The 10,112-nt window shown below is 32.8% G+C and carries 8 protein-coding genes; all 8 read left to right on the top strand.

What is annotated here, in order from left to right; translation table 11 throughout:
* The first annotated feature begins 198 nt into the window (after positions 1–198).
* The 8 genes from HGPB_RS00690 (at position 199) to HGPB_RS08405 (ending at position 10,015) form a co-directional block, all read left to right on the top strand.
* On the top strand, positions 199–1,557 hold the full coding sequence (locus HGPB_RS00690; protein WP_019131763.1) for an MATE family efflux transporter: 1,359 nt from the start codon (positions 199–201) through the stop codon (positions 1,555–1,557).
* Positions 1,558–1,606: 49 nt separating this feature from the next.
* A complete protein-coding gene (locus HGPB_RS00685; RefSeq protein ID WP_019131762.1) occupies positions 1,607–1,804 on the top strand; it encodes a hypothetical protein in 198 nt (65 codons plus the stop codon).
* A 276-nt stretch (positions 1,805–2,080) separates the two neighbouring features.
* Complete coding sequence (locus HGPB_RS00680; protein ID WP_036738094.1) at positions 2,081–2,725, top strand: DUF6796 family protein; 645 nt, start codon at positions 2,081–2,083, stop codon at positions 2,723–2,725.
* An 86-nt stretch (positions 2,726–2,811) separates the two neighbouring features.
* A complete protein-coding gene (locus tag HGPB_RS00675; protein ID WP_019131760.1) occupies positions 2,812–3,438 on the top strand; it encodes an L-2-amino-thiazoline-4-carboxylic acid hydrolase in 627 nt (208 codons plus the stop codon).
* 43 nt (positions 3,439–3,481) lie between these two features.
* On the top strand, positions 3,482–4,246 hold the full coding sequence (locus HGPB_RS00670; RefSeq protein WP_019131759.1) for an alpha/beta fold hydrolase: 765 nt from the start codon (positions 3,482–3,484) through the stop codon (positions 4,244–4,246).
* A 79-nt stretch (positions 4,247–4,325) separates the two neighbouring features.
* Positions 4,326–5,543: a Tm-1-like ATP-binding domain-containing protein gene (locus HGPB_RS00665; protein WP_019131758.1), complete on the top strand. Its 1,218-nt coding sequence runs from the start codon at positions 4,326–4,328 to the stop codon at positions 5,541–5,543.
* 28 nt (positions 5,544–5,571) lie between these two features.
* Complete coding sequence (locus HGPB_RS00660; protein ID WP_019131757.1) at positions 5,572–6,402, top strand: phosphoenolpyruvate hydrolase family protein; 831 nt, start codon at positions 5,572–5,574, stop codon at positions 6,400–6,402.
* Between the two features lie 427 nt (positions 6,403–6,829).
* Positions 6,830–10,015, top strand: a complete 3,186-nt coding sequence (locus HGPB_RS08405; RefSeq protein ID WP_019131756.1) for an S-layer homology domain-containing protein — start codon at positions 6,830–6,832, stop codon at positions 10,013–10,015.
* The last annotated feature ends 97 nt before the right edge of the window (positions 10,016–10,112 follow it).

Here is a 10,112-nt window from a genome sequence, read left to right as displayed (position 1 = left end):
TTATTAGGTGGTTTTTTTGTGTTCAAAATTAATTATATTAAAAGTTAAATTTGTTTTAACTATTCACTTTTAACTAGGCATATCATATACTTGTTTTGCAAGTGATTAAATCTTTTAGCCTGCTTATATAATTTTTGAAGGATATTTAAATTGAATAATAGTATTAACTTCAAAAAATAAATTGGAGTAGTGTAGTTTATGAGTACAAAAGAAGTTTCAAAAAAATATAATTTAACAGAGGGAACAGTTTGGAAAATCATGTTGCAATTTGCACTGCCGATTTTCCTTGGAACTTTTTTCCAATCGCTCTATACAACTGCAGATGCAATTATTATAGGTAAATTTGCTGGAAAAGAAGCCCTAGCTGCAATAGAATCTGTAGCCACTTTGACAAAGCTACCAATAAATTTTTTTACTGGTCTTGCATCAGGTGCAACGATTATTATTTCTCAATATTATGGAGCAGATAAGAATAGAGAGGTTTCCGATGCTAGTCATAATGCCATTTTATTTGCTTTTGTCGGAGGAATAGCCTTTACCATAATTGGGTGTATTTTGTCGCCCTTTGCTATAGAAATCATTCGAGTTCCCGAGGAAATTGTAAGAGATGCTCAGTTGTATGTTCTTATTTATTTTTCAGGTATAGTTGTAACTATGCTCTACAATGTAGGATCGGGTATATTGCGAGCACTTGGAGATTCAAAAACACCTTTTTATTTTTTAATCGTAGCTAACATTTTTAATGTAATTTTAGATTTAATTTTCGTAGCATTTTTTAAATTAGGTGTTGCTGGAGCAGCTACTGCTACCGTTTTATCTCAATCTATAAGTGCTATTTTGATTATAGTATCTTTGACCAAAACTGAACTGCCTTGCAGGATAAGATTTAAAAAGCTGAGATTTTATAAAAAACACCTATTAGAAATTTTTAAGTTAGGTTTACCTATTGGAACACATTCTGCTTTGTATCCGATTTCCAATACAATAGTTCAAAGCAGTATAAATAGTATAGGAGTTGATAGCATTGCTGCTTGGGCAGTTTGTGGAAAATTAAATTTTCTTGTATGGGCTATCTCTGATGCTTTTTGTGTTGCTGCATCCACTTTTGTTGCTCAAAATTATGGTGCGCAAAAATATGATCGAGCAAAAAAGGGTGTAAGAGCTGGTTTAATTATGGCCTTGTCATCAATCGCAGTGGTGAGTTGTACTTTATATTTCTTTAGTGGATTTTTTGCAAAATTTATTATTGATGATGAAAATGTAATCTCAATAACTTCTCAAATTATGCACTTCATTGCTCCTTTATATCTTATTTATGTTGTTTACGATGTCTTGATAGGAGCGATAAGAGGAATAGGAGATACTTTCGGGCCTATGATTATAACTTTTTTAGGAACCTGTGTATCGAGAATTTTGTGGATTGCATTTGTCGTTCCACATAATCATACTCTTATGAAGGTATTAGCTTGTTATCCAGTGTCATGGGTAATAACAGCTCTTATATTTGTAACATATTATATAAAGAGTTTTTCAAGCTTGGGCAGGGAAGTTAGCTAATATTAAAATATAAAGTAGTTAAAAGTTTTAATTTTAAGAGAGGAAATCTATGAAAGAGGAGATCAAAGTTAAAAATATATCCAAATATGCTTATAATATAGCGATAGCTGTGGGATTTATGATTCTACTTATAAATCTAATTTGTTTTTTTGCATGGGGAGATTCTTTAAATAATAAAAATACAATTTCAGGTATATTAATAATACTAGTATCTAGTTATTTGAAGGGAAGAAGCGATAATAAATAAATTTATATATATTAATGAAAGCAAGTCCATAAGTACAATTTAAAAGATATAAACAGATATTTATATAATTAGACTTTTAAAAATTTAATTTTAGAAGTCTTTTTTTATTTAAAAAATTCAAAAGTCTAATAAATTAATAAAAACAAGATAGAAAATAAATGTGAAATGAAATGCAAGTAAGTTGCTAGGAAGGATGGTTTTTATAGATTTTAACAATTTCAAGTTGTATAATAAATATGATAATTAATATCATTTAAAAGGAGGAAGGGCTTGATTATGACTTTATACAAGAGTATATTAATAGGTCTTTTAGGATCATTCTTGATGTTTTTGGGAGATATGACCCTATATTATGATCCTGATGATTATGATAGCAAGGATACTATAAATAGTATTATCGGCATAATGAAAAATGTTAGCATAAAAAGATTATACATTGGTGGACTTTTAGGACCAATATGTGCCTTTATATATTGCATTGGATTTTATCATATCATTTTAAGCATACAAGAAAAGTATTTAACTATCGGATGGTTTGTATTTTTGATAAATATTTTTGGCATGATACTGGGAGGCGCTTATCATATTCAATGTGCTTATCTAGGTCTTTTATCAAGACACGAAAACAAAGGAGTCTTTGATGAATTTTTAAAATTTTTAAAATTCCAAGCAAAAATAGTTTTTGGAATTATGGCTTTGGGAAATATGGCAATAGCATTGATAATTTTATTAGGATTTACAGCTTTTCCAAGTTGGCAAGCCTTATTTACACCCATAATTCTTATAATTTTGACTCCGATAGCTGGGAGATTACCAAAGGGACTACATATGATTATTCGCGGAGGCTGGCTTAATATTATATATTTTATTTATTATTTATCTTTATTATTTATCTTTATTTATACACCTATCTTAAAATGAATTTATAAGATTAGAAAGTCGTGGATTAAAATTATAATTTTAAATGAGTATAAGAAAATTTTAGAAAATTGATGGAGGGTATTGAGATGAAATATAGGAGTTTTTATTTCTATTTATTTAGAGGCCCAATGAAAAAAGTTCTCATAGAAAAATATGATAAAGCATATGCTTCGGAAATTATTAGAAAAAGCAAAAAAGTTTATCGAAAACTAATAGAAGAAGCAGATGATATCGGCAATGACAATCCCATGGCATACAATGAGATGTTCGCTCTTGCCTTTGTTGCTCCCTACATAGCAAGTGAAAAAAAGATTCCACCAGAAACCATTCAAGAAATGATGCGCCGCTCTCTTTATTCTGTCAAATGGTATTTTTCTTTGACTAATCTTAATACTGAGAGGGGCAAAGAAGCTAATAAGAAAAATATTCTTAAGTATTACAAGTGGTACACAGAAGAAAAGGAAAAACAATATCCAACTTCTTTTAAAGTGGACTTTGTTGGCCAGCCTTATGATGGAGCTTGTTATTATCGGATTACCCGTTGTCCTATATGTACTTATACAAAAAAGCTTGGAGTTTTTGAACTAATGCCTCTTTTTTGTGAACTAGATGAAGTCATGATAAAACTTCAACATGGGATTTTGCATAGAAATGGAACAATTGCAGATGGAGCAGATTGCTGTGATTATTTTATTACAGGAGATAAAGAATAATATCTTGGAATCTAAGTAAGAAAGTTAAGAAGGGGAATAAAAAATGAACTTTATTACATATGGAGATAAAAATAATAAGTCTTTATTATTTATTCATGGTCTTGCATCTACTGCAGATCTATGTTTCAAACCTCTGCTTCCTTATTTACAAAATTATTATGTGATTTTCTGTGAACTTGACGGGCATTGTGAGTCTAAGCCTAATGATATGCTTTCTTTGGAAAAAAGTATTGATGGCATAGAAGACTACATATTAAATGAAATGGGCAGAAGTGTTTATGGCCTTTGTGGTTTTTCTATGGGAGCAACAATAGCAGTGGAACTGATTGCAAGAGGAAACATTTCTGCAAAAAAAGTATTATTGGATGCGGCAATTACAGTTGAAATGGGACTTATGGCCTTGCCATATACTTGGGCCTTTATTGCTGGAACAAGTATAATTAAAAGCGGGAGATCAATACCTAAAGTTTTCCTAGATAAGATAATGGGAAAAGGTAATCATAGCCTTGTCGAAATGGTCTATCCTCAAATTAGTAAAAAAACAATTCAAAACGCTTGTAAATATATTTATCACTATAAAATTTCTGAAAATTTAAGAAACTTTTCTAACCCAGTCTTGTTTTGGCGTGGAAGTGAAGAGCCCATACCAGCTAAAGGGGAAAGAAAGATAAAAGAATATTTGCCACAGATAACAAGTGAAGTTTTTGAAGGCATGGGACACGGACAATTTTTGCATGAACGGCCAAAAGAGTATGCAGAAAAATTAAAAATATTTTTAGAAAATAAAGAGTATAAACTCATTTACTAAACAATCAAAATATAGCATAATAAAGTTAGAATAAATCTATGGGCTGAATTATAATTTTATGCTCAGGAAGGAGATGTATATGAAAACAATTGCAATAATAGGAACATTTGACACAAAGGGTCCTGAATTTGAATATGTAAAATCTTTGGTTGAAGAGTTGGGATGTAAAACTTTAACAATTCACACAGGCACATTTGAACCAAAATTTACACCGGATGTTTCTAATGAGGAAGTAGCTGCTGCTGCTGGTTATGATATAAAAGAAATTGTAGATAAAAATGATCGTTCACTTGCAACAGAAATTTTATCAAACGGTATCAAATCGATAGTGCTAAAACTTTATGCTGAAGGAAAATTTGATGGAATTATTTCTTGTGGCGGTTCAGGTGGAACGGCTCTTGCTACGGCTGCTATGAGAACGCTTCCAATTGGTATACCAAAAGTTATGGTATCGACAATGGCTTCAGGAAATGTATCTCAATATGTTGGAACAAGTGATATTATTATGATTCCTTCTATAGTTGATGTTGCTGGTTTAAACCAAATTTCAAAAACAATTTTTAAAAATGCTGTTTCGGCTGTAGTTGGGATGGTAAATCTTCAAGAAAAATATTCACCTGATGAAAAAGATGAAAAGCCTTTAGTGGCTGCAACTATGTTTGGAGTTACAACACCATGTATAGACCAAGCTAAAGCTTATCTTGAAAAAGAAGGATATGAAGTATTAGTATTCCACGCAACGGGAACAGGCGGAAAAACAATGGAATCTTTAATTGATGCAGGATTCTTCAAAGGCGTGCTTGATCTTACTACAACAGAGTGGTGCGATCAGCTTGTAGGAGGAGTTTTAGCGGCAGGAACAGATAGGTGTGGAGCAGCTATTCGTAAGAAAGTTCCACAAGTAGTATCTGTTGGAGCTTGCGACATGGTAAACTTTGGTCCGATAGAGTCAGTCCCATCTCAATTTAGTGGAAGAAATTTATATAAACACAATCCAAGTGTAACATTGATGAGAACAACTGAACTTGAAAATTCAAAAGTTGGTGCGGCACTTTCAGAAAAGTGGAATAAGGCTGAAACAGATATGTTGGTACTTCTTCCTGGTAAGGGCGTATCTATGATCGATGCGGAAGGACAACCTTTTGAAGGGGAAAAAGAAAGACAAATTCTTTTTGATTCAATTAGAAATGGCATAGATAATCCAAAAGTTGAAATCAGAGTTATGGATAATAATATTAATGATGCTGATTTTGCAATAACAGCAGCAAAAGAACTTATTAGACTTATGAATAAATAAGAAATATAAAAAAGAAAGGAATAAAACAATGTTAAAGAGAACAAGAGCAGAAATTATGGAGGACTTTAAGAAAGAGATAGAAGAAGGTAAAATTCTTGTAGGCGTTGGAGCTGGTACAGGTATAACTGCAAAATGCTCAGAAAAAGCAGATGTTGACATGCTAATTATTTACAACTCAGGCCGTTTTAGAATGGCTGGACGTGGATCATTATCTGGACTTCTTCCATATGGAGATGCAAATAAAATCGTTCAAGAAATGGGACAAGAAGTTCTTCCAATTGTTAAAAAGACACCAGTACTTGCAGGAGTTTGTGGAACAGATCCTTTCCGTATTATGGATATTTTCTTAAAACAATTAAAAGATCAAGGATTTAATGGAGTTCAAAACTTCCCAACAGTTGGACTAATTGATGGAAAATTCCGTGCAAACCTTGAAGAAACAGGAATGGGATATGAACTTGAAGTGGACATGATCCGTAAGGCACATGAACTTGACATGTTGACATGCCCATACGTTTTCGATCCAGAACAAGCTAAGGCTATGGCAGAAGCAGGAGCAGATATCCTTGTTGCTCATATGGGCCTTACAACAAAAGGATCAATTGGAGCTGAAACAGCAGTTACATTAGATGATTGTTGCGTAAAGATTCGTGAAATTATTGCAGCAGGTAGAGAAGTAAATCCAGACATATTAGTAATTTGTCACGGTGGTCCAATTGCAGATCCAGAAGATGCAGAATATGTAATTAAAAATGTTCCAGAAATTGATGGCTTCTTTGGAGCATCATCAATCGAAAGACTTGCATCAGAAAGAGGAATGACAGCTCAAGCTTCAGCATTTAAAGCAATTGAAAAATAAAAAACTATAATTTATTTTCAATTTAAAGTAATAGATATCTGAAAAAAAATAAAATAAATATTTTAAACGGAATGTAACTTTTAAATAAGAGGGGACATTCCGTTTAATTTTGTATTAATTCATTTATTATATTTTGTATTATTTACTATAAATAAATTAAACTATTGAATTAGAATCGGGAATAATATTTAAATAAGTGATAGAATATACATAAGTCCAATTTATTTCTATTTATGTATTTATCTTAAGAAAACGATACCTTAATATTTACTAGATATAAGTTTTCTAAAGATAAATTTAAAGTTTAAAATTTGTTGGCAAAGATAATAAAAATTTATCAATCGCAGCAAAACAAAATCATAATTTATAATCTTTAACAAATTACTTGCAAATAGTTATAAATAAAAAATAAAGGAGGGATGTTTGGATGAATGTAAGTAGAAAAAGGCAATTCAAAATTATGACAATAATCTTTACTGTCTTATTGTTAGTTTTTTCGAGTGGTCTAAACAATGTTTCTGCAATTGAAGGTGATATAAGAAATGCAGGTTTAGATAATTATGAAAAGACAGTAAGTGATTTAGAATCTCCAGAAGAACCATCAGAAGACCACAATATTGAAATTAATAAGTCTATATTAAATCAAAATGATAATTCTTCTTTCAGTTCAGAAAATTCGATAATGGAAGTTGCTATTCCTAAGGAAGCCATGGCTTTAAGAGCTGGAAATCCTGAAGAAGAGAAGGCAATTACTCTTATTAAAGATGGAGAAGCAATTGGTGATTTTGACAACTTAAATCAAGTAATCGACAAAATGTATGAGCTTACCAAAGATGGATCTAAATTTAATTTTGTAGTCCAAGTGAATAAGGATATTGAACTAACTGAATATAGCCAGTTTGGCTGGCCTTATGGTGAGGTTACACTTAAAAGTAAAGATCCAGCAAGTCCGAGAACAATTAAAGCAAATAATACTAATCACACTATGATGCTTGGAGTTGTTAATGGAGCTCATCTAACCGTAGAAGATATTATTATAGACGGAAATAATGAAAAGCGTTTGTTCTGGGTAGAATCTACTGAAGCATTACCTGCAAGTCTTACAATTAATGATGGAGCAATACTACAAAATGGCAAGGTTGAAGAAAGCGACCAGACAAAAATAGGTGGTGCCATATATTGCCAATACGCGTGTGATGTTACTGTTAATGGCGGTATAATAAGAAATAATGAAGCCATACAAGCTGGCGGTGCTATTGCTTATATTGGAAGTGGAACCTTGACCATTAATGGTGGTGATATCTATGGCAATAAAGTTCCATCTGAATCTGGATTCGGAGGAGCGATTGTTCTTCAAGGAAAAGGCGTAATTAACAGTGGTAAGATACACAATAATACTGCTTACGACGGTGGAGGAATTGCCACAGGAAAAAATGCAAATTTAGAAATCACTAGTGGAGAAATCAGTGAAAACACCGCATCCTATGCTGGCGGTGGAATTTATTTATTTAAAAATTCAGTTGTTAAACTTTCAGGCGGACAAGTATCTAAAAATAAAGGAAAATACGGTGGCGGTGTAACAGCTGCATTTAACAGCAATTTCATCATGGACGGTACTGGCGTAATTTCAGAAAATGAAGCCTATACTGGTGGAGGTTTTTATCCTTGGGGAACAACCCCTTCTTGTGATTTAATTTCAGGAACTATTGAAAAAAACAAAGCTAACTTTGGTGGTGGCATTCGACTTAGATCGCCGAATGCAAAAATAGGCGGAGTCGTAATTCAAGAAAATATCGCAAATTATGGCGGCGGTATTTATTCAAGTTTACCCGAAGGTGAAACTCTTACCATCGATGGAGTGAAACTGTATAAAAATGAATCCTTATCAGGCGGTGGAGTATGCTTAACTGACGAAGCAGGCAGCTTGAACTTTAAAAATGCTGAATTTAAGGAAAACAAAGCCTACTATGGCGGCGGCATTTGGACAAGCAATACAATGACTATAGAAAAATCGACCTTTGAAGGTAATGAAGCTATAAAATCTGAACCACCTATATTGCCAAATGGCAAACATGAAAACAATGGACATGGTGGTGCGATTTATGTCAACACAGCTTTAGCTAAAGACGGAGTTGTTACCGTAGATAGTTGTACCTTTACCAATAACAAGGCTGATAAATCCGGCGGAGCTATTTCTGTGGATGAAACCCACGGCTTATTAAAAGTAATAAACAATACTGTTTTTGATGGAAACCAAGCAGTCGGAGAATTAGGTCACGGAGGTGCAATATATAGTAATCTTCACGCCTATATGCCAGAATACGATGATGGATCTACAGGTGATTTGGTTCAACCACCGACAGCAAAAGATTATTACTACAATATAAATACGGATGCAACAACTGTATTTAAAAATAATAAGGCCTTACAAACATTTACACCACCTAGCACAAAGGATGATTTTGTTAAACTTTTATACACATCAACATCTCATCCAGGCACTAAATATGATCATCCTCTAAATAATGATGATGTCAATTTAATTGTATTTAAGGAAGTAATATTTGATAAGAATTACGATACGGAAGATCCAATTCATGATGCATTTTTATTATTGGAAAAGAGTAAATTAGAAGATTTTCCTGTTGATCCTGTAAGAGAAGGATATATTTTCAAGGGATGGAACACTCAAAAAGACGGCAAGGGAACAGAGTTTAAACCAGGAACTGTCATTGAAGATGATATCACAGTTTACGCTCAATGGGAGGCTGATCCGAACAAACCAGATGAACCAGAAGAGCCAATTGAGCCAGAAAAGCCAGATAAGCCAGATAAGCCAGATAACCCAGAAAAACCAGATAAACCAGGAACATCTGACAAAACAGAAAAAGTTGATAGAGGTAGAAAATATTATCCTATTTTAAAACCAGCTGACACACCTCTTTTAAATAAAGAAGATCATGCTCAATATATGATTGGATATAAGGATGAAACATTTAAGCCAGATAAGCAAATGTCACGTCAAGAAGTTACTGTTATGTTTTCTAGACTTTTAAATGAAAGACCACAAAAAGGTGTTATTTATAGCAGGGACTATAAGGATATTTCCGACGATCTTTGGTCTGTTACTGCTATAAGTTACATGAGTAAATTAAACATGGTTAAGGGATATCCTGATGGCAACTTTATGCCAGCTGAAAATATTACTAGAGCAGAATTTGCTGCAATGGCAACAAGATTTGCAAATCTTACAACAGGAAATAAAACTTTTACAGATGTTCCTAAAGACCACTGGGCATATGATGTAATTCAAAAAGCTGCTGAAGCTGGTTGGATTTCTGGTTATCCTGATGGAAGTTTTAAACCAGACCAAGCAATTACTCGTGCAGAAGTAGTAGCTATTACAAATCGAATGCTTAATCGTTTTGCTGATGAAGACTTTGTAGATAAGAATTTGGGACAAATCATTCACTACAGAGACATGGATAAACTTCACTGGGCATATTATCCAGTAATTGAAGCTAGCAATGGTCATGGCTATGAAAGAAAAGCTAATGGAAAAGATGAAAAATGGTTTGAAATTAACGACAGAACTTTTGTATACGACAAGTAAAAATGATTTGCAAAATAAAAGCCACCCTAGGGTGGCTTTTTTGTGATTATAAATAAACAGATAAATTTCAAACTTAAAAAGAAAACCACCAGCTTAA

Source organism: Peptoniphilus obesi ph1 (assembly GCF_000311865.1).
GTDB lineage: Bacteria > Bacillota > Clostridia > Tissierellales > Peptoniphilaceae > Peptoniphilus_E > Peptoniphilus_E obesi.
The sequence above is the reverse complement of the archived record's forward strand: the minus strand, read 5'-3'. Positions and strand labels throughout refer to the sequence as shown.

Bases quoted from the DNA above. Each gene is read 5' to 3' on its own strand.
- HGPB_RS00670 (WP_019131759.1), top strand. From the start codon at position 3,482: ATGAACTTTATTACATATGGAGATAAAAATAATAAGTCTTTATTATTT.
- HGPB_RS00660 (WP_019131757.1), top strand. From the start codon at position 5,572: ATGTTAAAGAGAACAAGAGCAGAAATTATGGAGGACTTTAAGAAAGAG.
- HGPB_RS00680 (WP_036738094.1), top strand. From the start codon at position 2,081: ATGACTTTATACAAGAGTATATTAATAGGTCTTTTAGGATCATTCTTG.
- HGPB_RS00690 (WP_019131763.1), top strand. From the start codon at position 199: ATGAGTACAAAAGAAGTTTCAAAAAAATATAATTTAACAGAGGGAACA.
- HGPB_RS00675 (WP_019131760.1), top strand. From the start codon at position 2,812: ATGAAATATAGGAGTTTTTATTTCTATTTATTTAGAGGCCCAATGAAA.
- HGPB_RS08405 (WP_019131756.1), top strand. From the start codon at position 6,830: ATGAATGTAAGTAGAAAAAGGCAATTCAAAATTATGACAATAATCTTT.
- HGPB_RS00685 (WP_019131762.1), top strand. From the start codon at position 1,607: ATGAAAGAGGAGATCAAAGTTAAAAATATATCCAAATATGCTTATAAT.
- HGPB_RS00665 (WP_019131758.1), top strand. From the start codon at position 4,326: ATGAAAACAATTGCAATAATAGGAACATTTGACACAAAGGGTCCTGAA.